The following is a 26,105-nucleotide window of genomic DNA, read 5'->3' as shown; positions in this document are numbered from 1 at the left end:
TTATTTGCCTCCTTTATCTTTCATTAAACTTACTTAAATTCCGCTCGATTTGTTTATAATGCTTTTCTGTATGTTCTACGATGAGGTGATTCACAATAAAATCAATCGACTTATTGGTAAAACGAGGATTACGACTCGGAGCCTGAATATGTAACTCTTCGTCTGTTAATGTGCTTAGTACATTTTCTATAGTGAGTGGTATTAAAGAAATTTGCTGAATGATTTCTTCTATAGATTGCTTACGAATATTCTCTTCTGAAACTGCTTGCAGGCGCACTTCATCTGTTAAACCACGGCCCCATAAATTTTCATGATTTACTTTAATATTGCTAATTTCTTTCGCCCAATACGGAATAGCTTCCGCTACATGTGTAATGATCTGCATAATTGACCATTCATCTTCTGAAGGTTTCCAGTAGATGATTTCCTCTGGTAAAGGCTTAACAATCGTTTTTATCTTATTGATTGATTCATGAATAGACTCGGTCGCGTGGACTTGTAAGTTTTTCGTCATAGTACTGGCACCTCTAACTTTTGTCTCACTTTATTTTCTAGTACACCTACTCCATCAACTTCGATTCGAACGATATCTCCATCTTTAAGAAATGCTTGCGGATTACGTGCAACTCCTACACCACCCGGCGTACCTGTTAAAATGACGTCCCCTGGCTCTAGTGTCATTAGACCGGATAAAAACGAAACGAGATATTGTACCGAGAATACTAAATTAGCAGTATTAGACTGTTGACGTTTCTCTCCATTTACCGTTAATACAATTTCTAAACCAGATGGGTTCTTTAATTCATCTGAAGTAATTAACCATGGTCCCATTGGAGCACTTCCTTCAACAGTCTTCCCTTGAAGCCATTGAATTGTACGGCGCTGAATATCACGATAAGTAATATCATTTACAATTGTGTAACCAGCTACATATTGGAGGGCATCTTCTTCTGAAACATTACGAGCACGCTTTCCAATTACAAAAGCAAATTCAGCTTCATAATCTAATTGTTCTGAAATCGGATAAAATGGAATATCATCTTGCGGACCGACTACTGTATTCGCAAACTTTGCAAAGATAACCGGAAAAGCAGGTAATTCTCGTTTCATTTCCAAAATATGTTCACGATAATTGTGACCTACACATATAATTTTTCCTGGCGAAGGTACTGGAGCCTCAATCTTCACTTCACCTTCTTCAAATACCAATTTTTCTTTATGGTTTTTCATAAGTGCATAATCGATTGCCTCTTTTGCTAGATTCATACTTTCTGATCCACCTTGTAAAAACCCATTCATATCCTTTGGTATATACGCCTCTGCAATTTGAGTGGCCCGAAGGTTTCCCTCACTTGTCAGTTTTGCTTTATAAGCAGCATGTAAATCAATCAAATTCCCGTTTTCTAAAGCTGCAACTCTCGTTTCTCCATTATGTGTAAAAGTAACAAGTTTCATAGTAATCTCCCTTTCCTCTAAATAATTGAAAGTTCTACCGTCTCAAATAATCGAGAACAATGATAGCGTATAACTTTCCCGCCCCACTTTTTGTTATAAAAGATAAAAAGTTTTTCGCTCTGGACCAATTGGTATATGTCCCAATTCTAATAACTCTACTATTGGCAGAAACACATTTTTTTCTTCAGCTAATTCAGCAGCACATGCAACAGTACTTATATACATCGCATGCCCAACTAGAAATTTCACTACTTTTTCCTCACTGAAATGTTTGAACGCTTCTTTATAAACACCATGAAAAATTGCTTCTGGCACTTTATCTACAACATCTATAAGAAGTTTTTCGTTACCTACACTTATAATTTTTTCTTTCAACTGATCCGGTACTTCTGCTAGCGTCCCCCATAAATCATTATCCTCAAATGAAATTCGTTCAATTGTCTCACTTAATTGGTTTCTTGAAATCCATTTAATTTCATATTCACTAATGTGTAGAGCACGCATAAATTGATCTATTTTTTTCTCAGCCTCTACATTTTGCTTTCCAATGTCGCTATACCAGTTCATCGTCATGAACCGCTCAATCATTCCATTTGTAGAACGGGCATGGGAACCATACTTTTCTTCATTTATGAATTGAGACAAAGCCATTCCTTATCGCTCCTTTCACATTACTTATTTAATTTTTTTATCATTTTAATATTTTGTTGTCAGTTCAGGAGGTCCAAATTTCGGTCCATATGGTCCTTCGTCAAGCCATCTTCCAAGCCTCGGAACGATAGATACTAGTGAAGCAGCAATGTCACGTTTCATATTCATTTCAGGAGAACTTCCTTGAAGATGATGAAGTGCTGTAGTTGATGCATCGCGGTTCCACTGCGCTGCAATTCGGCGTTCTTTTGCAGCTGCTTCAATTGCTTCTACTCGCTCTTCTTCAGAATGAGAATGTAGTGCTTTTTCAATTCCTCTTGCAGCAAGAACAGCATCTGGAATACCAGAATTTAATCCACGTGCTCCGAATGGGGCAAATAAGTGTGCTGCTTCTCCAGCTAGAAGAACACGACGTTTTTCGTCAGTAAACGAATTTGCCACTACTTGATGGAAACGATAAGAAGACACCCACGTAATTCTCTCCGCATATTTAGCATCCATGACTTTCGGCAACCATTTCTTTACACTTTCCATATTTGTATAATCATCTGGATTATCTGATTCAAGCAGTTGTAAATCGATACGCCACCCGCCTTTAAACGGAACAAACATTACATTTCTTCCTTCCATAGCTGGATGCTGATAATGGAATATTCTTTCTAAAGGAAGTGGATCTGTTTCATCTTCTTTTGCATCCACGACTATAAAAGTATCTGCTGTACGTGGGCCTTCAAACGTTAATCCGGCTTCTTCTCTTACGATGGAACGTGCTCCATCACATCCAATTACATACTGCGCCTTTAAGATTTCGTCATTTGTGATTGTTAGTTCTACTCCAGAATCTGTAATGTGTAACTTATTGACCGGGGCATCCCAAAGGAATTCAACACCTTCTTTTATACACGCCTCATACATATGTTTTTCAATTTCATCTTGATGAAGAGCTGTGAAATGAGGTAATCGGTTAAACTTAAGGTTTTCATCCTTACCGTAATCTCTTACATATACTTCTTTCCCCTTATAAAACGTTCGTTTTACCGGCCAAATAATTCCGTTACGAGCAAGCGCGAAACCGAGGCCTTCTGCAGTTTCCTCTAGTAGTTTTAACGAAGCACTATGCAAATAAATTGCTCTACTTCCTGGACGTGGTCTTCCATATGAATCTGCCTCAATTACTAACGTTGATATCCCTTTCTTTTGTAATGCAAGTCCTGCTACAAGTCCGACTGGTCCCGCCCCAACTACAATGGCATCGTATGTTTTTTCTTTTCCCATCACTATCTCCCCTTTATTAACAATTTCTCGTTACGGTATCCTTACTCGTTCTTCTTTAACTTTCTACAGTTTTTATCTCGGGCATCATCTTCTGCCGAATATATTCAGGTATCGGTTGCGCTTTTACTTTTTCTTTAAAAGAGGTCCATGCACGAGTTTCATAGCCTTCTGCCACAACCTGTTCTCCTTTTACAAAAACATGCTGAATTGTAAAAACTTTATTATGCAATTCGTTCACAGTACTTTTCACAATTACTTGATCTTCAAAACGAAGAGGTGACTTAAATTGACATTTTGCTTCTAATAAGGGCAAACCAATTTGTTGTTCTTCGTAAAGTTCAACCGAAGGAAAACCAATTTTTTTAAAATACTCATGAGTTGCTTCATCCATCCATTTATAAAAATTAGGATAATACACAATGCCTGCCGCATCTGTATCTCCCCATCTCACTTGAAAAGTATACTCTTCCATTATTTCTTCGCCCCTATCTATTAAACTGTCGGACTAATATTTGAAGACACTTGTTCTTTCAGTTTCAATTTTTGAATTTTCCCACTTGCAGTAACAGGAAATTCATCTGTAAAGATCACTTTCTCTGGTAGTTTATAAATTGCCATTCTTTCTTTAAGGTAGATTTTTATTTCTTCTTCCGTACTTATTTCCCCGTTCTTTAATCGTATGACCGCACAGGCAACTTCCCCTAGCACTTTATCTGGAAGACCTATAACAGCTGCTTCGATTACTTTTGGATGTTTCATAATGACTGCTTCAATTTCCTGAGGATAAACGTTAAGTCCACCTCTTATAATCATCTCTTTCTTTCGTCCTACGAACCTTAAATAACCTTGAGAATCAAGTGTGCCTAAATCTCCTGAATAATACCAGTCTTCATTATCTAAAACCTGATTTGTCTGTTCAGGCATATTATAATAACCTTTCATTACTCCAAATCCCTTAACTGCAATTTCTCCTACTTCTCCTGGCGGGAGCGCTACTCTATTTTCATCTACAATTTTCAATGTTACTCCTGGGATTGCCTTTCCGAGAGTTTCTGTTATGTTCTCCTTTGTATCATCATACGAGCTCATCGTAATAGAAACCGTTTCAGTTATCCCAAATGACTGACAAAGGTTAATGCCCATCCGTTCACGAATCTCCGTCACTGTTTTTGCTGGAATAGGTGCTGCGCCAACTAACCCAGCACGTAATGAAGATAAATTATATTTATCAAAGTCCTCTAACTCTAGTTCCTTTATAAACATAGTTGGTACACCTTTTTGGATGGTTACCTTTTCTTGTTCAATTAATTGTAAAGTTTCGCGTGGGTGGAATTTTTCTTGTAATATGAACCGTCCCCCCATCGCTACGGCGCAAAGCATATTAATTGCCATACCGAAAATATGAAATAGTGGTGCTGAAATAATGAATACATCCTTTTGTGTACAATGTAGCTCTGTTCCTATCGTTCTTGCAGATTGTACAACGGCACGATGTGTAACCATTACACCTTTTGGAGTTCCCGTCGTCCCTGACGTATATAAAATGCAAAACAAATCATCGTTCACATTTATATGAGCTGGTTCAATATCCATTTTTCCTGTACGAATTAACTCCTCATATGGACAGTAATTCTCTTGTGAAAACCGTACTGTAATAACCTTTTGTACTTTATTAACGACTTTTTCAAAACCAAAATTCTTTTCAAATTCCCCTGAAGCTATTAATAATTTTGGAGCTGAACTTTCCAATATATACTCAATTTCATATGATTTATATTTTGGGTTAAATGGAACGATGATCGCTCCTAATTTCGCAGCTGCAAAATATATAACTACTGTTTCGGACCAGTTTGGTAGAGATACTGCGATACGGTCTGCTTTACCTACTCCTAGTCTCTTAAATGCCGTAGCCAAACAATCTACTTCATATTTCAATTGTTTATATGTAATACGTCTCGTTAAATCATATATTGCTTCTTTTTCACCGTAAGATGAACTCACTGTTTCTAATAGCTCATACACCGACAATAAGTTTTTATCCTTTTTCATTTTCCCACTCACTTTCTATCGTCTTACCAACTAACCCGAATTTTCCACTTTAAGAAACGATGTAGGTAAAACCAGGAAGGACTCTCCCTGGTTTTATCCTTATTACAAAGCTTCCCAAATCGCTGAAATTCCTTGCCCTCCGCCAATACAAACAGCGGATACTCCATATTTCTTATTTCTTCTTCTTAATTCATAAATTAAGGATAGAGAAATTCTCGTTCCACTCGCAGCAAGTGGATGACCTATCGCAATTGCTCCACCGTTTACATTCGCTTTATTAAGATCGAACCCCAATTCTTTTTGACAAGCTAAGTACTGCGCAGAAAATGCTTCATTAATTTCAATCAAATCTAAGTCTGCCAAAGTTAAATTTGCTTTTTCTAATGCACTTTGAATGGCTGGAACTGGACCGATTCCCATATACTTCGGTTCTACTCCTACAACAGCCCAAGAAACGAGCTTAGCAATTGGTTGTAATCCTCTATCTTTTGCAAAGTCGCTCGATGCTAAAACAACTGCGGCTGCACCGTCCACCATACCGCTTGCGCTACCAGGAGTTACGACACCATTTTCCACAAAACGAGGTTTTAACTTTGCAAGTTTTTCTAGACTCGTATGACGGATATGCTCATCCTCTTCAATGACCTGTTCTCCTTTTCTTCCTTTCACTGTTACTGGAACAATCTCTTCTTTGAAATACCCTTTTTCCCTTGCTAAAAGAGCTCGTTCATGACTCGATAGTGCATGCTGATCTACTTCATCTCTCGTTAAGTTATATTTTGCAGCTAAGTTTTCAGCCGTTTCTCCCATCGTACATTTACCATACGTATCATACAGACCATCCCACAACCAATCTTCTATTACTGGACCGCCGAGTGGACTTCCCCATCTCATTCCAGGTATTACATGTGGAACTTGGCTCATATTCTCTGTTCCTCCGGCAAGCGCAACATCTGCTTCCCCGCTAAGAATATAACGAGCTGCTGTTAAAATAGATTCAACACCAGTTCCGCAAAGACGATTGATCGTCAAAGCTGGTACATGAATAGGCGCTCCGGCTTTTAAACCAACATGTCTTGCCAATAAATGTGCATCTTTACTAGATTGCTGTACATTACCAAATACAACTTGATCAATTTCTTCTGCAGAAATGGCAGCTTTTCGTATTGCTTCCTTAGCAGCAATAGCTCCTAAATCTGTTGCATTTAATCCTCGAAACGATCCAGAAATTTCAGCGAACGGAGTCCTTGCTCCCTCTAATAAAACAATTTCTTTCATATCCTTTTCACCTCATTATTTCCCTAAATAAACTGGTTTTCTTTTTTCAACAAATGCTTGTAATCCTTCTTTACGATCCTCTGTTGCGAAAGCATTCCCAAAGCAGGTACTTTCGATGATTAAGCCTGTTTCAAGGTCAGCATTACTTCCTACATTTACCGCCGTTTTTAACATTTGAAGTGCTACTGGAGGTTTTTTTGCCAATTTATATGCCCATTCCTTTGCTTCTTCAAATAACTCTTCTGCAGGTACTATTTTGTTGATAATATGTAAATCAAACGCACGCTTCGCATCAAACATGTCTCCGAAGTAGAGTAATTCTTTCGCTATACCTTGGCCGACAATCTTTTGAAGACGCTGTGTTCCTCCGCCTCCAGGAATAATTCCAAGTCCTACTTCTGGAAAAGCGAATTTTGCTTGATCCGAGCAGATACGTAAGTCACATGCGAGTGCAAGTTCAAAACCACCGCCAAGAGCTAATCCATTTATCGCAGCAATAACTGGTTTTGACATATTTTCAATTTTGCTAAATACCGTTCGTGAAGTTTTATTCATTTTGTTTACACCGACAAGATCAAGTGCTGCCATTTCATTAATATCAGCGCCTGCGACAAATGCTTTCCTTCCGCTTCCTGTAAGAACAATAACTCGTACCTCTTCATTTGCTTCTAGTTCACTAAATAGACTGGAAAGTTCATGAAACACTTGTGTATTTAGCGGATTTACAGGTGGTCGATTAATCGTAACAATCGCAACTTTATTTTCAATATCACAAATTAAAAACTCGTAATTCATAACTTAATCCCCCATTCTTTATTCATAATCATAAAAACCTGCGCCTGTTTTTTTACCATGTCTGCCTGCTCTAACTAGCTGTTTTAAAAGAAGCGGCGGTGCATATTGATCATTGTTTAATTCTTCTTTAAAGTACTCCATCACATGGTAGCCAATGTCTACACCTGCAAAATCTTGTAGTGTAAACGGTCCCATCGGATAATTAAGACCAAGTGTAACTGCCTTATCAATATCTTCTGCAGATGCAACCCCATCTTCAAGCAATTTAATTGCTTCAATAAACTGCGGAATCATAATTCTATTTACAATAAAACCCGGTGAATCTTTCTTTACTTCAACTGGTTCTTTCGAAAGTTTTTTGGATAGCGCTTTCAATTCTTCCACTGTTTCATCACTCGTTTTATAGCCACGAACAACTTCTACAAGTTTCATAAGTTGTGCCGGATTAAAGAAGTGCATACCTGCTACACGTTCTGGACGATTCGTCGCTGACGCAATTTCTGTTATTGACATAGATGAAGTATTTGTCGCCAATATAACTCCTTCTGGAACGATTCGATCGAGTGCTGCAAATACTTCTCTCTTCAACTCTAATTTTTCTAACACAGCTTCAATAATTACATCCGCATCTTTCATATCTTCTAATGTTGTAGTGAGTCGAATACGGCCAAGCGCCTTTTCTTTATCTTCTTCCGTCATCTTTCCTCTCGTAACACTCTTCGTCATAAAACCATTCATACGTTGCATTGCACTATCTAAATAACGCTCTTCAATATCATGTAATATAACTGTAAATCCATGTAATGCTGCTAAATTTGCAATGCCAGAACCCATAGATCCTGCACCGACAATGCCAATTGTTTGAATTGCCATTTTGCTACCCCCTAAATTCTTTTTAAATATTCTGTAAATAAATTATATCTATATCCAAAAAGTTTTTGTATGTACATAGTGTAGGGAATACATATATTTCTTTCATACATTTTGAGGGTATTCATTCTAATTCAAACGGCTTTATACCTTATCAAGCGAAAAATATAGTTATTTTACATATAAAAAGTGCGCACCTCAAAACACTTGTACTCTATCAGTCGTATGTAATATCGTTTTTCCATGTTTCACTAAATAATACACACCGGCTTCTCTTCTTTCTTCTACTTAGCTCCCTCTGTTTTATTAGATGAACATCCAAACATGGAAGCTGTTAAAGACGCTACTAAACAAAACGATATAATCTTCTTATATTTGTATTTAGCTTTATGTATACTCCTCAAAAAATGTGAGCGTTTTCTTTATGGTTTCAATATAAGCTATGGTCTAAGACTAGTGTCAATATCTTTGTTCATATATTTTCTACAAATCTATTTAAACGTATGTAAAAACATCTTATCACTTCAAAAAAAGCATTTGATTGTTAGACAAAGTCTAACAATCAAATGCTTTTTTTACTTCTATATGCAATTATTCACTTTTAATTATCTTATCACTTCAAAAAAAGCATTTGATTGTTAGATAACAATCAAATGCTTTTTTTACTTCTATATGCAATTATTCACTTTTCGTTTTCATTATAGGAATCACAATAACATACTGTTCAACTGTTTTTTCTTGATTCTTTATTTCACAAACGTATCGACATAAAACATCTCCGTTTAAAGTGTAGCCAAGATCATTCATAATTTGTAACGGTTCATCTAATACCAATGCTGTTAGCGGTTCATTCACACCTTTTTCATATATATAATGTAAACACTCACCCATATCAATACGTAATACTGTTTCATCAACTGGCAATTGGTGCTCGTTCATTTTCAGTTCGGAAATAGCCATGACCCAATAACTATTATCTATATTTTTCATTTTATATTGTTCTAGGGGAATACATAATGCAGGAAACACTGTGGGTAAAAAATCCATCCATTTTTTTAATAGAGGGTTTACACATAACGTGCCTTCATTTAACTGAAAATGCTTAAAAAAACAATACGTTCCAGTCGGTTTAATTATCCATCTCTGTCCTTTTTCTTTATACTCTTTTAATACAATCATAAATTCATTTATTTGTTTTGTTTCTAGTTCTAACTGTTTTATCGCTTCATTTTTTTCAGCTATTTTATCATTACATTTTTTCATTATGTCATCATATTCTAAACCGTTAAAAATCGATCCAATCTCTTTAACATGAAACCCCATTTGTCGAAAACTTCTAATTGCTACAAATACGCCGAAATCTTCATATGTATAAAATCTAAAACCGTTATCTTTATCTTTTTGCGGTTTTAGGAATCCTTTCTTTTCATAAAATCGTAAAGCATCTATTGAGAAACCAAATTCCTTCCCTACTTCTCCTATTTTATATTTCTTCATGCCATATCACCTTCAAATATATAATTCCTACAAATACCTTTATAGTGTAAAAAGTTTTGAAAAACAATTTGATAAAAAGAGATTTCGTATGAATACAATACCTCGTTTTATCAATTTCAAACTAAAAAATTGACTTCAATTCTCCTACTACTTCGCCATGCATATCATAAAGCTTTAACGCCATCATTAAATTAAATCTAACTTCAGCATCATTTAAATCAACTGAAATGAGTGATTCAATCTTTTCGAGCCTGTACAATAGGGAACTTCGATGAATAAAGAGTTCTTCTGCAGCGCTTTTTACATTTCCATTATTTTGTAAGAATACATGTAATGTATGATATAAATCAATATTCTTTCCTTCTGAATAGGCAAGGAGCGGACCAATTTGTTTTTTTACAAAAAGCTCTACCGCTGTTGAATGATTTAAATGATGTAAAATAGCGTACGATCCTAAATCTTCAAATAGTGCATACCCTTTTTTTCTGAAGCGGCTATCTAAAATATTTAGAGCTTGCACGGCTTGCTGGTAACTCATATAGTAATCTTCTAATTGTTTTGTAACGCCACCAATCCCTAACAAAACATGACAACCAATAGGTGATGCCTGTATCCATTTTTGAATACTATGAAACATCAATTCCCAAAATGGATCGGCTCTCTTCTTCTGCTCTTCGATAGGAAAAATTAAAAGTTGCTCATCATTATGGGATACTGCTAAAATGCCTGTCCCTAGTTCAGGAAGACGGGTCTTAATTAAGTCCCATATATGTGATTTTTTCGCTTGTTGTTCAAGTAAGTTTCCTTTTTTCAATTCTTTTTCATCAAGCGATATGGATAATACGGCTACTCGATGTTTTTTGAAGAGATTCCATTGATACACGTTGGCATATTGCAAAATGTTATCTCGATCTTCAATTTTTTCAGTAAGTAATTTACTAATAAAGCTATCTTTCATTTGTTCTTTCGTATCAAGAACGAGCTTTTGTTTAATAAACTGGATGGAACATATATTTCGTGCTAAATCTACTGTTAGTTGATCAAATTCATCCATCCCTCCATTCTTTCTTCGTACTGCTAAATAACCTAAGAAATTACCGCCCCCATTTATAATCCAAAATGAAAAACAATAATCTATATGATTTGGATCAGTAATATGGAACGTATCATACATTCTTTGATTTTTACGTTCTTCTCTTGCTAAATCAGCTAAATGTTCTGCTAAGCGACTATCATTTTCATCATGAAACGCTATTGGTTGCATAAATCTATCAAAAATATACACCGTATCTTGAAACAGACTACCAAGCATTGTTGTAATACCTTCAAAGTTATTATCATCGACCGTTTCTTTTAATAAAGCTTGTTGGTAATCTAATAGAAAATGAAGTCTTTGCTTATGTTCTTTCTCACCATTATATAATCTTGCATTATCTAGTATCGTGGCCAAATGATTCGCTATCATTTCAAGTGATTTTGCATCTGCTTCCGTAAACACCCCTTCGCATTTCTTTTCAACATGTAAAACGCCAATCGGTTTCATATCAATAATGATTGGAGCTGTAAACTGTTCACCACCAACCGTTTCAAAAAACGGAAAGTGCTCTTTTAGTACATATTTATCTTCAACCATAATTTTAAATGGGCGCTTCATTTCTCCATATGATGGTGGTTGAAAAACAAAACAGTTTTCATCTTCGTTATACAGGTAAACACATGAAAAATCAGCATTCGTTTCCATTCCCGCTTTAGAAGTTACCTCCAATACATGCTTTTCTAACGGAACATCTAACGACAGGTTTTTGCTAATCCATCCAAAACCTTCAATTTTTTTCAACTGCGATTCTTTTTGTCTAGCCACAGCTATTGCCACGGCTATATCTCTCCCAAATTCTTCAAATGATATTTCCATATCTAAAAGTGGAACGTAACTTGAAAATGCAACAACACAAAAACCAAAATGCTGTATGTCATCTTTTAATGGGACAGTAAACCAAGTCTCTACACCAGCATTTTTCAGCGTTTCCGCTAGTAGACACACTTCTATTGAATCTGCCGTTTGATCCGTTATACTTTGATACTGGAGTCTTGATGAACATTCATCAGAGTGAAGAGGAAAAGCAGAAGCTAAAGCAGTTAAATTTCCGCTCCAAGCCTTTGGTAAAAATTGTCCTTCTTCATTAAAAATGACAGCTACGAAATTACAATGTAATTCTGAGCAAAAGGAATGAGTTAAATACTGAAGTGCTTCTTCTTCCGTATCAATTTTAATAAGTTGACGTGATGTATTTCGCAAATGATATTCAATTCTTTTCATTAACCGCTCTCTCTTATTACCAGACATGTCCCATCCCTCACTTTATCTTTTCTATCTATTGTATAAGAAGTGTTACATAAAATAAAACTAAATATTAAAATTATTCAGTAGACAATTTGAAATCCCGAAGAAATATATCCCCGGGATTAATTGTTTATTATTTTGCTGTAGTTACGTTACTATCTCCGCTTACTATCTCTTTTTTCTCTTTACAATAAATTCCATGTTCCTCTTTCACAAACAGCATTGCTATACCACCAATTACAGCAGCGCTCGCAATAGCCGCAAAGTTATATTGAGGCATGAAGTGCATAGAAAGGAGAACGCCTACAAAGGTAGGAGCTACAACACCTCCAAGACGTCCAAACGCCATTGTACTTCCTACCGCTGTTGAGCGCATATTGCTAGGATAGTATTGAGAAACAAATGCATTGGACATATTTTGCAGTCCAACTGAAGAAGCACCAATTATAGAAATTAACAAAAATCCAACAAACATGTTATTCGCAAATCCAATTAGGGATAACGCAATCGCTCCACAGAAAAATAATGGAACAAGTACCTTTTTGAATCCAACTTTATCCACGATTGGACCGAAGATGAGTGTTCCAACGATAGCACCAATTTGCATGACAGCTGTAAATGAAAGACTTGATTTCAAATCGTATCCTGACTGCATCATAAGTCGCGGCAGCCATGTATTCATAGAGTAAATGAGCACGAAAGCACTAAAACAGGAAATCCAAAACATAATCGTACTTACAGCACGTTTCTCCTCAAATAACTTAACAACTGGAGAACCAGCTTCTTTAGTTGGTGGTTTTATAAATTCAATTGTCGCATATTCACCTAATTTCGGATTTACTTTCGCTATTACTTTTTTAGCTTCTTCTATTTTTCCTTTCCCTAGAAGAAAACCAACAGACTCTGGAATACTTTTCATTAAAAACGGAAGAAATAATAACGGAAGTCCTGCCAACCAAAAGACAGGTTTCCATCCTGCTGTCATGAGAAGTGATCGACTTGTAAGTGCTGCTGCCATTGCCCCCACCGAATATCCGCAAAAAATAAAAGATACAATAGCAGTTCGAACTCGTTTCGGCGAAAATTCTGTTGCTATAGCAATTACATTCGGCATCACTCCGCCAAGCCCAATACCAGCGATGACGCGGAAGATTGTAAATGTAACAGGATCGTTCGCAAAACCAGATAGAAATGTAAATAGACTAAATAAGATTGTAGTTAGTAGTATAATATTTTTACGACCAATTTTATCAGCTAATAAACCGAAGAAAATCGCACCAACTGCTGTTCCAATAACTGTATAACTACCAATTGCCCCTGCTGTAACATCTGATATCCCCCACTCTTTAATGAGCGACGGTACAGCTGCTCCATAAATAACAACATCATATCCATCAAATGCAATTACGATGAATAGCCAAAATATTAACCAAAGGTGCATGGAATGAATACGACTCTCATCTATCACATTCATTGGGTTAATCGATTTCATCTTAATAACCTCCTTAAATGGGGATTTTTCTTTTCACGCCCTCCAAAACTAGTAAACGCTTTCAATTATCCCTTTCTAATTTTCTGAAAACTCTTCTGAATTTTCCGTATTTAAATTGTAATCATTACTTTTGAAAAATGTTATCCGCTATTTATAGGAAAACGAAAAGTAATATTCCTATAATTAGCGGGCTTCGCTTCATAGGATTTGAATTTCCGCCTAGCGAATTTCTGTAATAAAAGTAGCAAAATCAAATAATAGGAATTGGGGTTGATACATTGAAAAAGTTTATTTCTATTTTCATTAGTCTCACTATGCTTTTTATGTTAGTAGGATTTGAACAGGCGAAAAAAGACACTACAAAACTAGCAGACACCATTTTTATTAACGGTAATGTCTATACGGTAGAAGCAAAGCAACCTTGGGCAGAAGCAGTTGCGATTAAAAACGGGAAAACTATTTATGTGGGTAATACGAAAGGTGCAAAAAAATACAAGAATAAGAATACAAAGATCATTGATTTAGAGGGAAAAATGTTACTTCCAGGATTTGTTGATAGCCATCTCCACGCATCCGAAACGGTAAACTCTCTTTATTCTGTAGACTTAGCAAATGCTAGAACCATTGATGAATATGTTCAGGCAGTTGAACAGTATAGGAAAGAACATAGTGATGTAAAAGTTATTCATGGGGCTGGTTGGAGCAATACCCTCTTCTCATCATCTGGTCCGACAAAAGATTTATTAGATGCTGTTGTGAAAGACATTCCTGTCGCTTTAATTTCCGAGGATTATCATTCAGTTTGGGCAAATTCAAAAGCACTTGAGATAGCTGAAATTACAAAAGATACTCCAAATCCTACCGGCGGCGTAATTGAAAGAAATGAAAACGGTGAACCGTCCGGTACGCTTCGTGATACCGCAACAAATCTTGTACTAGACAAATTGCCAAAGTACAATACGGAACAATATAAAGAAGGTTTAAAAACTTTCCAACAGCTCGCAGCGAGTAATGGATATACGCAAGTAAATGATGTCGTTGTTCCGCAGCAAGATACTGTCATTGAAGCACTAACAATGCTCGAGAAAGAGCAAGCATTATCTATTAGACATAGCCTTGCATTAACGATACAACCAAGTGAAAGCCAGGATCGCATTCCTTATGTAAAAGAACAGCGTGCTAAATTACAAGGCCCACTTGTAAAAATGAATACGGTCAAGTTATTTATGGATGGTGTAATTGAAGGTGGAACTGCCTACTTACATGAACCATATAACAATAAACCAAACTATTACGGCGTTCCTGTTTGGGAAAAACCAGCATTTGAACAAATGGTTCAAACATTAGACAAAGAAAAATTCCAAGTTCATATCCACTCTATCGGTGATGCTGCCACTACAGAAACATTAAATACATTAGCTATCGCTCAAGAACAAAACGGAAAACGAGATAGTCGCCATAAGATTACACATCTACAATTAGTAAAAGAAAATGATATAGCACGTTTTAAAGATTTAGGTGTCATTGGTGTTCCACAACCAACGTGGTTTATTAAAGACGGAGAATACTTTGCACAAGCTGTCGAATTATTAGGAGAAGAGCGTGCAAATGAACAATATCCTATGCGAAGTTTCATAGATAAAGGTGTTGTTATGGCTTCTTCTAGTGATTATCCCATTACACAAGGACCATACTTCTCCCCTCTAGCTGGCATTCAAATGGGGATTACTCGTACAAGTTTACAAGATACAAATTCACAAAACGCTTTAAATCCAAAAGAAAAAGTAAGTTTAGCAGAAATGATTAAGAGTTATACAATAAATGGGGCTTACGCCAATTTTTTAGAGAAAGAAACTGGATCTATTAAAGTCGGCAAAAAAGCAGACCTCGTTGTATTAGATCAAAACTTATTTAAAATTCCAAAACATGATATTCATAAAACGAAAATTTTACTGACTCTATTAGAAGGAAAAGAAACATTTCGTCATACAGAGTTTCGTTAATTTCAAAAAAAAGAGGTGCACGAAGCACCTCTTTTTTTGTTGGAACAATTATAATTCAATTTTACTTGTGCCTATTGTTTCTTTCAGTTTTCTCATTATTTTTGCTATCGCTTCAATTGAATTCTCTGTTTCATATTCCCCAACATTTACAGAATGATTTGCATTTTTGATAACATCGATTTTAAAATTTGTATTAGGTAACTGATCAATTTGACCTGCATTGTATTGGTGGTCTTTGTCTCCAATTACTAAAATCCCTTCATGATTACTATGCAAGATAGAATCAAAAATCGTATCAAACGTCAGTAACGGTGTCATTAATATCATTTTCGACTGTAAAAACTCTTCTCTCTTCATTAAATCATTCGCAATTGGAATTGTTCCGAGTGATTTCCCTAAAAACATCGATTTGCTGTATTGTTCATTTTTCAACACTTCATTTATTACGGGATTAATATCATCCATCATTACTTTCGTTACTTCTTCTATTGGTTTATTCATTAATTGTCCATCATAAGAATAACGAATATGTACAACATCAATTTTATGTTCAAGCATAAGCATCGTTGCATAATAAAATAACGGCTTATCATAATTGTATCCTGAACCTGAAAACATAAAGCAAACCTTACTAGAACCTTTTTCGATATGTGTGTAATAAATTACTTTGTCATTTATATGTATCTCTTTTTTAGTCCCCTTCAACCTTTTCCCCTCCGAATACGTTTATTTTTGTAAAACGATATGTTCTGTATGAACTGCTATATCCTTTACTTTCTCTTTTATAAATGCAGGCTGTAAATTATATGCATGTAACTCTTCTACCGGCACCCACTTAAACAAATATGTTCTACCCTCTTCTTCCAAAATATATTGATCCGCTCCATTCGCAGGTAATTTATGTAGCTCTACTTCATAGTAGAAACTAATTTCATGAAACTTCCGCTCAGAAAGCGTAAAGAAATTTTCTACTGACCATATTAATCTTTTCCTTTTAATAGGAACAGCTAGTTCTTCCGCAAGCTCTCGTTTTAATGCATCCTCACTATTTTCTAGCATTTTCACTCGACCGCCCGGTACGTACCAAAAATCTTCACTGTCCCCTTGCAGAATAAGTATTTTATTATCATGTTTACAAATTGCTCCAACGCGGTAATTAAAACATGTTTCCTCAACTTTGAACGTAAGATCCATCCGTAATACCCCCTTATATAATTAATATCTAATTATTACAAAACGATTATGTAATTACTGTACAAATAAGGTTACTAAATTTATCCACTTCATTCAATCATTTTCGAATTTTCCAAACTCTTATTTTTTATCATTACAAGTGTATATACATATGTTACAATCACAATGCATACTAGAAAAACATAATGGGGGTACGAATGGAAACGTTATTAATCCAACAAAACGAGAAATCCAATAAGTTTTGGAAAATCGTTGTGAAAGAAAAAGACTACGTTGTGTTTTACGGAAAAATCGGCACAGCTGGCAGTGTGAAAGCGAAAGAGTTTGAAACCGAAGAAGAATGTATGAAAGAAGCTAACAAACTAGTTGCTTCCAAACGTAAAAAAGGATATACAGACCCGTTCCCTGGGGAAGATTACATAAAAGAAAAAACGATAACAGAAGAAGAATTTTGGGAACTGCTTAATCGTGCAAAAACGAAAGGTGAAGACCAAGAAGAACAAATAGAATGGCTTACTTCCCACCTTGCTAAACGTACAGTACATGAAATTGTAGCTTTTGATACGCATATGCATCGTCTTTTGAACGAATCCTATACCTCCCGTTTATGGGCAGCAGCCTATATTATTATGGGTGGCTGTTCAGATGATGCTTTCGATTACTTCCGTGGATGGTTATTATATCAAGGAAAAGAGACATACGAAGCTTGTATTGAAAATCCAGAACGATTAATTCCTGTATTAGAAAATTTAAGTGAGTATGACGTTCCAGAGATTGAAGAACTTACTCTATATTTCGGGCAAGAAGTTTACATGGAGAAGACTGGGGATGAAGATGATACATACTTTACACTATACCATGTCTTAACAAATGAAGAGTTTGAGGAAGTTGATATCGAGTTAGATTGGGATGAAGACGATGAAGAAGGTTTAAAAAAGATGTTTCCTAAGCTATGGGAGATGTACGGGGAAGAACCGATTGAGTGGTAGATTCATATTAGGACTCTGTTTAACCAATAAACAGAGTCCTTTTTTCACAAGATTCTTATTTAAACTCTCTTTATTTCATACCACTTATCCAATAACACCTTTTCTCTTCCCCCTGAAATACCTGCTTTTAATTCCCATTCTTCCGTACTCTCCATCCACTCATACACATCTGTAACTGTCTCTTCTATTCTTCTAAAAGTAAGCCCTTCATTAACCGCACTTTCGATACAAATAGAAAACCCGCCTCTCCACGGCTTCGTCTCACCATCTAATGGAAAAGTTTCTGGAATCCACAAAGGCATTTCTGTCCAAGGCTGCACATTATGTTCACTCATAAATGATTCGTCTACCCAAACAAATTCAGCATCGCTATTCGTAACCTTTTTACACGTATTTAATAGCTCTTCCATCGTCAATTCATCATTCGGACCTGTTATATTAAATGTTCCTGCTTTATTATGTTCTGCCATATTTAGCCCCCATCTCGCGACATCTTTTATATCAACTAATTGCACGGGACGAATTTTTCTTCCTGGTACTAATACTTTCCCACCCTTTGCTACACGCCCGATCCAGTATGGAAGTCGATCTGTATAATCAAACATTCCTGAAAGAAGTCCTGCTCTTACGTGTAATACACGCCCCGGCCAATACTTCTCTGCTTCTTTTTCACATAATACTTTCAGTGCACCATAATACTCATAAGGTGAAACTTCACCATTCTCTACAGCCTTTATTTGATCATCCGTCGGTTCAGGTTGTAATATATAGTCTTCTTTTATGTCATGCGGAATCCAATCTTTATATACGGAAAGGCTTGAGATGAATATATAGTGTTCAATATTATCTTTAAGTACTTCTCCAACATTTCTAATGTGATGCGGAGAAAACCCACATGTATCCACAACAACATCCCATTTTCGATTTTCTAAACTTGATACATCGCCATTTCTGTCACCGATCAGCTGCTCCACTTCAGGAAAAACTTCTTTGTTTGTTCCGCGGTTAAATAATGTAACTTCATGCCCTCTTTTCAAAGCCTCTTCTACCACAGCTCTTCCCAAAAATCGTGTACCACCTAGTATTAACATTTTCATGGTTCTCCCCCATTCGTGATAAAAAATCTATTCTTTTGTTTAACGATTTTTTGTTGTGAAAAGTTACGGGGATAATTAAATTTTTTCTACAAGTTCAATATATGCAATTTCGACACTTTTTCTATCTAAAAAACAATAATATGGAAATATTCATTCTGTCGATTTCCATTTCATATATAATTAAAATATCGGATATTCGATTAACCACTTATACATACTTAGGCAGGTGAAAAATATTAATAAACACATAGTTTATCATTCAACATTATGTATTTATTTTCTTACATCACTTGTATATATCATCTTGCTGAACATAGAAAATGGTCGTAATTATTTAGGGTTTACAATGGTTGTTCCGCTTTTAGCAGTTACTTCATATCAAACATTATATAAGAAACAAAAAATAGTTCATACACTAGGAATTTCACGTCCAAAAATAAAAACACTAATTTTCTCCATATTATTTCCACTACTTCTAGGGCTATGTCTCCATTTTTATTTTTATATTTATGATATAAAGTTCTTATATCATCATTGGAATGAAGTAGGATTTCTCTTGCTCGTTGGTCTTACAGTTGGATCTTTATCTGCATTATTAGAAGAGATTATATGGCGAGGGAATTTTCATTACTATTTACGAAAAAAATATACATTCATACAAACAGCTATTATTATAGCTTCAATTTGGTCTTCATGGCATTTACCAATAGCAATCTTTTATAAAAATTATGAGTTTCAGTTTGTAGGAATATTAAGTTATCTCTCTTTATTATTTATATTATCTATAATTTTAACGTACACGAGAGAATATGGCGGTTCTGTAATATCACCCGCATTTTCACATGGTATGTTTAATGTATTTTATTTAACAGATATAGTACAAAACAAGTGGGATGCCAGCCTAATAGAATTAATTAAATTTACCTTACTAGCAATTGTGCTGGGCACGATGTATCTCATACTTCACAAAGTTAAAAAATAGTTAAACAGCTAAGAAAAAAGATGTTTCTTCTTTTAGTTGAAAGCAGCTTTAATAGATTAAAAAGTACTTCAACACCTTGCAATTATTTAATAATGGTATAGGTGTTGAAGTTTTATAATCTTAGTTACATAACTTTGTTAACACAACACTTTTTTCTATCATGGAGAACAAAACAAGTTTAACTAAACCTTTCATTCTTATTTTTATAAAAATAACCATATTAATCTTTTAAATAAGGAAGTATGCACCCTTTAATTAATTCCCATCTATCCCGTGCATTCGGCTTAGCTTCAGAAGCAATTACTACAACCAAATCCTGCTTCGGAATACAACAAATCATATTCCCACCATCACCCATTGCACAATACGAATAGACACCCTCTTCTTCTCGTAACCACCATAAGTAACCATATTGATTTGAATTCATCGCTATTGATTCTTTTATCCATGATTTTGATAGAACTTGTTTTCCATTATGAATACCTTCATTCAAATACATCTGTCCAAACTTAGCCATATCCCTAACCGTTAACGTTACTCCCCAGCCGCCCGTCGAAATACCATTTGGATCGTGAACCCATCCTTTCACATCTTTTCCGAATAAGTCATCGAATCCAAATGCTTTCATATTGTAGTTTGGAATTTCGCTCATGCCGAGTGGTTGAAATAAGTACTCATTCGCAAATTCACGTGCACTTTTCCCTGTTGCATTCGTAATCATTGCTGATAGTACATGCGCTCCTGCAGATGAATATTTAAAAGCTCCAATCTCTCCACCGTTCCCCATTCTATGAAGTGTATACTGTACCCAATCCTCTTGTGTACATAGTTCTTCTAACGGTTCCTGCCAGTCTACAAAAGGATATGGCGCTGTCATTGTTAGAAGATGGCGTACGGTTACTTCAGATTCCTTACATTTATATTCCGGGAAAAATTCTATTACTTTTTGATCAACACTTTTTATATAGCCCTTATCTATACATATCCCAATTAACGCAGAGATTATCGTTTTTGTAACTGACGCTACATGAAACGCATTATCTGGACTGTAACCATTATAATAATTTTCAAAAACAACATTACCTTTCTGCACTACTAACATGCCATTCATATTTTTATATTCTTCTTGTATAATTTGATCTAACTTTTCAGCAGTTTTCATTATTCCTTCCCCTTTAACCTATAATTAAAAAGGTTCGATAGGTACATATATATCAACTATATGTTTATTTTCCGGGTGCTGCTTTGGATCATTTCTATATACTTCAAAAGGATACGAGTCTCTCGGTTTATATCCGCTATTTGGCAGCCATTCACCGTATAAGAAATCCCATGCTCCTTTATATTCATTTTGAAATATTTCAAAATGTCCTACTACATACTTGCCTGAAGGTATTACCATTATTCCTATGTCGTTCGTTTCTATTGCGGACGCCTCCGGAATTGTTATACATAAACTTGTTCTTAAATGATAGTCCTCAGTAAATTCATGATGATCGTGGTAAATGGTTAATACTTTAATATCATCAAATACATGATAGTTTTGCTTAGCTGCGTAATGAAATAGTTTTTCTATCATTTTTGGAAAAGCTATAGTTAACTCTCCATATGTACCGATATGTCTTATGTATGCGACGTTTATATCGTCCGCTGTTACAATTTCAACATTTCCTCGAACCTTCTTACATTCATTGTATTGAGAAGTTCTTCTTACGTCTTTGCAATTCTTGCTATTGTCGTTTCGATATTGAGATGGACTTACGCCGTAATAATTTTTAAATGTTCGGGAGAAAACTGCTGAATCTGTGAATCCGAAGTGATACGCAATATCTGTAATCGTCATATCTGTCCGATATGTAAGTAGATGTGTTGCCCTTTCTAACTTCAATCGGTTTACATACCGTGATAATGACTCGTTTACTATCCCCTTAAAAATCCGATGAAAATGAAACTTTGAAAATCCTGCTACATCCGCTAACTCTTCAATTGAAAGTGAATCATTTATGTTTGATTCTATATAATCTTGCACTTTATAAATGCGTCGTAAGTATTCATTTCTACTTTGTTTACTCTCCATATTTCTAGCTCCTCACAACAAAAAGGCTAACTTTTCGCTAGCCTACTTTTACACATGTTTCAAAAATAAAACTCTACTACCGCCGTTCCCATCATAATTTGTATGTACCGATACACCCTCTATCTCATCATCCCCAGCCTCAATTCGAAAACCGATTTCTTGATGAAACTGTATCGATTTTTTATTAACTGGTGACGTAATTGCTTTTACAACTTTACAATTATTTGCACGTGCGACATCAAAGAAATACGAATACAATGTCGATGCAATTCCTCTTCTTCTATACTTCGGATTTACCCCGATAAAATGAACGTACGCTTCCTCTTTATGCGTTTGCGAAAAGAATCCGCATAAGAAACCTAACGTTTCGCCATCTTCTTCAATGATAAAACTCGTTTCTTGAAAGTGAACGAAAAACAATTTTGGCAACATGGCAGCCATGTCTCTCCCGCCCCACCAATCATTTAAAACAGAATGAATCTTTACATAATCTTCCCCTTGGATGTTTCTTACTCGCATATGTTTCTCCCTCTCACTCACTTCATTTTTTCATAAATTTTAATGACTGTTTCTACTAAAAGGATTAATACCCATATCCCGCAAAATACAAGAACAGACTGGAATAAAGAACCTAGCATAACAACACTTATTAAACCTAATTCTGGGCCTGAAATGGACATTTCATCAAATCCTATATTATGTATAAATGGACCGGTTGAAAAAGCCATTAAAATAGATGCTATTAAATAAATCACACTCATTATTTTTAATATTTTTATAGAAAGATACGAAGTTTGTTCTTGCTCCATTTGTGATAATTCGATTTCACCGCTCGCAATTCCTTTTTGTAAACAGTCCTCACATAGAAATTCTTCCTTAATTTTTTTACCACCGTGCAATGTACCTGTAATTTCTTTACAGCGCGAACACTTTCGATTTATCATTTTGTTATCACTCCAATCTCGTAAGATTATACTTATACAATTCTATTTTTACCTTATTATTCTTTTTGTGTATTTTATAGAGAGGTGACGTATTTTATGATATCTAAACTTATTTTTGGTTATAAAAAGCCTACTGAGCAATATGTATTACGACCTAGTTGTTATGCAATTATTTTTAACTCAACTTCTTCAAACATTGCTATTATCCAAAAAGGAGACCGTTATTTTTTACCTGGTGGCGGTATGGAAGGTACCGAAACAAAAGATGAATGCTTACATCGTGAACTACTAGAGGAATTAGGATGGGCAATTGAAATTAATCAATATATCGGTAATGCAATGCGATATTTTTATGCGGAAAAAGAAGATACATATTATTTAAACGATGGATTTTTTTATATTGCGAACATGGTGCAGACACAAACTGAAAACTGTGAGGAAGATCATGTTTTGCGGTGGATGTCTCCATTACATGCTATAGAATATTTACTTCATGATCATCAAAAATGGGCTGTTGAACAAGCGCTTTTATTACGAAACAAAAAATGATCTCCTTCTATATGAAAGAGATCATTTTTACTGTTAGCTTACCTTTTTCAAATTGAGAGCTGGCTTTTTGATTCCACCTTTTTTTACAACATATAGACCCACAAAGATAATAAGTCCGCCAACCAGTTGCATCATATTGATTTGCTCTCCAATAGTTACTGCCGCAAAGATAACTGCGAACAATGGTACAAGATACATATAAACCATTACTTTCGTTGAGCCTATTTTACTAATACCGACATACCACATTGCAAGTCCGAAGATTGTCGCGAAGACAATTGAATATGCTAGAGACCCCCAGCTTGGCATGTCTACTGGCCACGTTAATGTGTTTACGTTGAATAAACAATATACAACGAGAGGTACAATTCCAATTAAAGTTGACCAAGATGTGACTCTCATTGCGGAATATTTTGTTATAAGAGGTTGCGCTAATATTGGGTACCATCCCCACGCAATCGCTGCGACTAATCCAATTATGTTTCCGAGCCACGCATATTCGTAAGTAGCTCCTCCTGTATGCCCTGTTAATAAAACGAATGCTGCACCAACAAAGGCCACTATTGAACCAATTTGTACTTTCATCGAAAAACGTTCTTGTTTGTGCAATACTGCTAATATCCCTGTAAAAATAGGTGACATTGCAATTAATAATGAGGCGTTCGTTGCTGAAGTATATTTCACAGATAGCATAAACATCGTTTGATACATTGTCGTACCAACGATACCGACTGCTACTAATCGTAGCCAATCTTTTCTTTCAATACGTAATGAGCGTTCCATCATAAAAGTGATAAGTAATAATACCGGTGATGCTACTAAAAATCGTAAACTATTAAATTGAATGGATGACATAAATGCCACTCCATACTTTCCTATTGTATAATTTGCTCCCCATACTAATGCAACTGATACTAGGAGCCATTCCATTTGCCATCGTTTCATCCGAATCTCCCCTTCCCTATTTAGCATAGTAAAATTGGCTGGATATAACACCGTCCAATTGGCTGTTTTTTTACCCAGCCAATTTGCTATACTTGATGTATATAAGAGATACGGAGGCGTTTTTTATGGAATGGAAACTAGATAGTGACAGTAAAATCCCTATTTATCAGCAAGTTGTTGACTTTATTGAAAAACGCATTACATACGGAGAACTTCCTCCAGGAAGCTTCCTACCTTCAGAACGGAAATTAGCTACGCAATTAAATGTAAACCGAAGTACAGTAACGACTGCTTATAATGAACTTCGTGCGATGGGAATTGTAGAAAGTACCACTGGTAAAGGTACACGTGTAAGTACACATATGTGGGGCGTTTCTCCAACATTAACACCCAACTGGAGAAATTTCGTAGAAGGTGGTACGTTTTTACCAAACTTACCGTTACTTCGCCATATTCGGGCAGAAGTACAACAAAATGAAAACATTATTGATTTTGCAAACGGAGAGCTCGGTTGTAATCTTTATCCCCACGATCAACTACAAGCGATTTTACGTGAACAACCGTTAACGCATTCATTAAGTTACGATCATCCGCAAGGCTATCTCCCGCTAAGACAAGCGGTCGTAAAATATATGAAGGAATATTTAAAAGTTGAGGCGACTGAACAATCCATTATGATTACATCTGGCGCACAGCAAGCACTTCACCTTATCGTGCAATGTTTATTAAATCCAGGTGATGCTGTTGCTTTCGAAAGTCCTTCACACTGTTATTCCTTGCCGTTATTCCAATCAGCAGGTATTCGTATTTTCCCATTACCTGTCGATGAACACGGCATTAATCCAGACGATGTACAGGAGTTATATAGAAAACACCGTATTAAAATGATCTTTTTAAATCCAAATTTCCAAAACCCTACGGGAACGATGCTTCATCCAAACCGTAGAAAAAAACTATTATCACTTTGTGCAGACTTACGAATTGCGATTGTGGAAGATGATCCGTCTAGTTTACTTACGCTAGAAAAGAAACAACCTTGCCCTACTTTGAAATCAATTGATGAAAATGGAACTGTCATTTATGTACATTCTTTATCAAAAATGATTGCACCAGGCTTACGAGTTGGTTGGCTCGTTGCCCCGCAGTCTGTAGTAGAAAGATTATCCGACGCAAGGCACCAAATGGAATTAGGTATGAGCATATTCCCGCAGTGGCTTATGCAACAATTTTTTGAAACTGTACCATTTCAGTCGCATATCGTACCGTTACGAAAACAACTAGTAGAAAAAAGAGACGTTATCGTTCGCGCCTTAAACGAGCAACTTCATGATAAAATCTCTTTTTCAAATCCGACCGGTGGAATATACATATGGGGAAAATTAAAAGAACCGATAAACGAAAAACAACTTATTATGCAAAGTTTAAAACAAGAAATTGCTTTTATGCCAGGTAGTATTTTCGGCGCAAAAGATGGTTATATACGCTTATCTTATGGAAAAGTGAATATTAATCAAATTGAGGAAGGTATTTCTCGTTTGCGGGAGGCTATTTTGGTTTGTGAAAATAACTTTAAATAAAGCTTTCTCGTTTGACAAAACCTAAATCTACCATTATTATCAACA

Annotated in this window: 25 protein-coding genes; 5 read left to right on the top strand and 20 right to left on the bottom strand. The window is 35.6% G+C overall.

Annotation, left to right across the window (positions count from 1 at the left end):
• Positions 1 to 13 precede the first annotated feature (13 nt).
• The 12 genes from DN404_RS26420 to DN404_RS26360 all read right to left on the bottom strand — a co-directional run bounded on the left by DN404_RS26420 (position 14) and on the right by DN404_RS26360 (position 13,703).
• Positions 14 to 514, bottom strand: a complete 501-nt coding sequence (locus DN404_RS26420) for a DinB family protein (RefSeq protein WP_000164873.1) — start codon at positions 512 to 514, stop codon at positions 14 to 16.
• Positions 511 to 1,455 (bottom strand): fumarylacetoacetate hydrolase family protein, encoded by a 945-nt coding sequence (locus tag DN404_RS26415; RefSeq protein ID WP_000780335.1) that lies wholly within the window; start codon positions 1,453 to 1,455, stop codon positions 511 to 513. Before DN404_RS26415 ends, DN404_RS26420 begins: the two co-directional genes overlap by 4 nt.
• 93 nt (positions 1,456 to 1,548) lie before the next feature.
• Positions 1,549 to 2,106 carry a hypothetical protein gene (locus DN404_RS26410; protein WP_149215646.1) on the bottom strand — a complete coding sequence of 186 codons (558 nt, stop codon included), beginning with the start codon at positions 2,104 to 2,106 and terminating at the stop codon, positions 1,549 to 1,551.
• A gap of 45 nt (positions 2,107 to 2,151) precedes the next feature.
• Positions 2,152 to 3,381 carry an FAD-dependent oxidoreductase gene (locus DN404_RS26405; protein ID WP_149215645.1) on the bottom strand — a complete coding sequence of 410 codons (1,230 nt, stop codon included), beginning with the start codon at positions 3,379 to 3,381 and terminating at the stop codon, positions 2,152 to 2,154.
• Between the two features lie 55 nt (positions 3,382 to 3,436).
• On the bottom strand, positions 3,437 to 3,853 hold the full coding sequence (locus DN404_RS26400; protein ID WP_048526209.1) for an acyl-CoA thioesterase: 417 nt from the start codon (positions 3,851 to 3,853) through the stop codon (positions 3,437 to 3,439).
• Positions 3,854 to 3,873: 20 nt separating this feature from the next.
• Positions 3,874 to 5,430 carry a class I adenylate-forming enzyme family protein gene (locus tag DN404_RS26395; RefSeq protein WP_149215644.1) on the bottom strand — a complete coding sequence of 519 codons (1,557 nt, stop codon included), beginning with the start codon at positions 5,428 to 5,430 and terminating at the stop codon, positions 3,874 to 3,876.
• A 102-nt stretch (positions 5,431 to 5,532) separates the two neighbouring features.
• Entirely contained in the window at positions 5,533 to 6,708 is a 1,176-nt protein-coding gene (locus DN404_RS26390) for an acetyl-CoA C-acetyltransferase (protein WP_149215643.1), read from the bottom strand.
• A 15-nt stretch (positions 6,709 to 6,723) separates the two neighbouring features.
• Positions 6,724 to 7,503: an enoyl-CoA hydratase/isomerase family protein gene (locus tag DN404_RS26385; RefSeq protein WP_149215642.1), complete on the bottom strand. Its 780-nt coding sequence runs from the start codon at positions 7,501 to 7,503 to the stop codon at positions 6,724 to 6,726.
• A gap of 18 nt (positions 7,504 to 7,521) precedes the next feature.
• Positions 7,522 to 8,376 carry a 3-hydroxyacyl-CoA dehydrogenase family protein gene (locus tag DN404_RS26380; RefSeq protein ID WP_001007576.1) on the bottom strand — a complete coding sequence of 285 codons (855 nt, stop codon included), beginning with the start codon at positions 8,374 to 8,376 and terminating at the stop codon, positions 7,522 to 7,524.
• Between the two features lie 675 nt (positions 8,377 to 9,051).
• A complete protein-coding gene (locus DN404_RS26370; protein ID WP_149215641.1) occupies positions 9,052 to 9,870 on the bottom strand; it encodes a MerR family transcriptional regulator in 819 nt (272 codons plus the stop codon).
• 121 nt (positions 9,871 to 9,991) lie between these two features.
• Positions 9,992 to 12,214 carry a helix-turn-helix domain-containing protein gene (locus DN404_RS26365; protein WP_149215640.1) on the bottom strand — a complete coding sequence of 741 codons (2,223 nt, stop codon included), beginning with the start codon at positions 12,212 to 12,214 and terminating at the stop codon, positions 9,992 to 9,994.
• A 130-nt stretch (positions 12,215 to 12,344) separates the two neighbouring features.
• Entirely contained in the window at positions 12,345 to 13,703 is a 1,359-nt protein-coding gene (locus tag DN404_RS26360) for an MFS transporter (RefSeq protein ID WP_063536722.1), read from the bottom strand.
• Between the two features lie 314 nt (positions 13,704 to 14,017).
• Between DN404_RS26360 and DN404_RS26355 the strand changes: the two genes are divergently transcribed.
• Complete coding sequence (locus tag DN404_RS26355) at positions 14,018 to 15,706, top strand: amidohydrolase (RefSeq protein WP_179951877.1); 1,689 nt, start codon at positions 14,018 to 14,020, stop codon at positions 15,704 to 15,706.
• Positions 15,707 to 15,754: 48 nt separating this feature from the next.
• On the opposite strand, the gene DN404_RS26350 is transcribed toward DN404_RS26355, so the two are convergent.
• On the bottom strand, positions 15,755 to 16,411 hold the full coding sequence (locus tag DN404_RS26350; protein WP_149215639.1) for an alpha/beta hydrolase: 657 nt from the start codon (positions 16,409 to 16,411) through the stop codon (positions 15,755 to 15,757).
• 21 nt (positions 16,412 to 16,432) lie between these two features.
• Positions 16,433 to 16,900: an NUDIX hydrolase gene (locus DN404_RS26345; RefSeq protein ID WP_149215638.1), complete on the bottom strand. Its 468-nt coding sequence runs from the start codon at positions 16,898 to 16,900 to the stop codon at positions 16,433 to 16,435.
• A gap of 197 nt (positions 16,901 to 17,097) precedes the next feature.
• Here DN404_RS26345 and DN404_RS26340 point away from each other — a divergent pair, with 197 nt between their 5' ends.
• A complete protein-coding gene (locus DN404_RS26340) occupies positions 17,098 to 17,889 on the top strand; it encodes a DUF4240 domain-containing protein (protein WP_149215637.1) in 792 nt (263 codons plus the stop codon).
• Positions 17,890 to 17,948: 59 nt separating this feature from the next.
• Here the strand turns inward: DN404_RS26340 and DN404_RS26335 are convergent, their stop codons facing one another.
• A complete protein-coding gene (locus DN404_RS26335) occupies positions 17,949 to 18,986 on the bottom strand; it encodes an SDR family oxidoreductase (protein ID WP_000783059.1) in 1,038 nt (345 codons plus the stop codon).
• A 226-nt stretch (positions 18,987 to 19,212) separates the two neighbouring features.
• On the opposite strand from DN404_RS26335, the gene DN404_RS26330 reads away from it, so the two are divergent.
• Positions 19,213 to 19,968 (top strand): CPBP family intramembrane glutamic endopeptidase, encoded by a 756-nt coding sequence (locus DN404_RS26330; RefSeq protein ID WP_071732461.1) that lies wholly within the window; start codon positions 19,213 to 19,215, stop codon positions 19,966 to 19,968.
• 220 nt (positions 19,969 to 20,188) lie between these two features.
• Here the strand turns inward: DN404_RS26330 and DN404_RS26325 are convergent, their stop codons facing one another.
• From DN404_RS26325 to DN404_RS26310, 4 genes are read right to left on the bottom strand one after another with little or no spacing between them, the layout of a single operon-like run.
• Positions 20,189 to 21,130: a serine hydrolase domain-containing protein gene (locus DN404_RS26325; RefSeq protein WP_149215636.1), complete on the bottom strand. Its 942-nt coding sequence runs from the start codon at positions 21,128 to 21,130 to the stop codon at positions 20,189 to 20,191.
• 24 nt (positions 21,131 to 21,154) lie between these two features.
• On the bottom strand, positions 21,155 to 22,045 hold the full coding sequence (locus tag DN404_RS26320; protein ID WP_061113180.1) for an AraC family transcriptional regulator: 891 nt from the start codon (positions 22,043 to 22,045) through the stop codon (positions 21,155 to 21,157).
• Positions 22,046 to 22,093: 48 nt separating this feature from the next.
• A complete protein-coding gene (locus DN404_RS26315) occupies positions 22,094 to 22,564 on the bottom strand; it encodes a GNAT family N-acetyltransferase (RefSeq protein WP_016122751.1) in 471 nt (156 codons plus the stop codon).
• A gap of 17 nt (positions 22,565 to 22,581) precedes the next feature.
• Entirely contained in the window at positions 22,582 to 22,989 is a 408-nt protein-coding gene (locus DN404_RS26310; protein ID WP_048535723.1) for a DUF3980 domain-containing protein, read from the bottom strand.
• A gap of 96 nt (positions 22,990 to 23,085) precedes the next feature.
• Between DN404_RS26310 and DN404_RS26305 the strand changes: the two genes are divergently transcribed.
• Positions 23,086 to 23,538 (top strand): NUDIX hydrolase, encoded by a 453-nt coding sequence (locus DN404_RS26305; RefSeq protein WP_074047552.1) that lies wholly within the window; start codon positions 23,086 to 23,088, stop codon positions 23,536 to 23,538.
• A 33-nt stretch (positions 23,539 to 23,571) separates the two neighbouring features.
• Here DN404_RS26305 and DN404_RS26300 read toward each other — a convergent pair whose 3' ends face one another.
• Positions 23,572 to 24,483 (bottom strand): DMT family transporter, encoded by a 912-nt coding sequence (locus DN404_RS26300; protein ID WP_149215635.1) that lies wholly within the window; start codon positions 24,481 to 24,483, stop codon positions 23,572 to 23,574.
• Positions 24,484 to 24,608: 125 nt separating this feature from the next.
• On the opposite strand from DN404_RS26300, the gene pdxR reads away from it, so the two are divergent.
• Positions 24,609 to 26,060, top strand: a complete 1,452-nt coding sequence (gene pdxR / locus DN404_RS26295; RefSeq protein WP_006927573.1) for a MocR-like pyridoxine biosynthesis transcription factor PdxR — start codon at positions 24,609 to 24,611, stop codon at positions 26,058 to 26,060.
• The last annotated feature ends 45 nt before the right edge of the window (positions 26,061 to 26,105 follow it).

Origin of the sequence: Bacillus sp. TE8-1 (assembly GCF_008368855.1) — a bacterium.
GTDB classification, from domain to species: Bacteria; Bacillota; Bacilli; order Bacillales; family Bacillaceae_G; genus Bacillus_A; species Bacillus_A cereus.
This window is presented reverse-complemented; position numbering and strand designations above follow the sequence as displayed.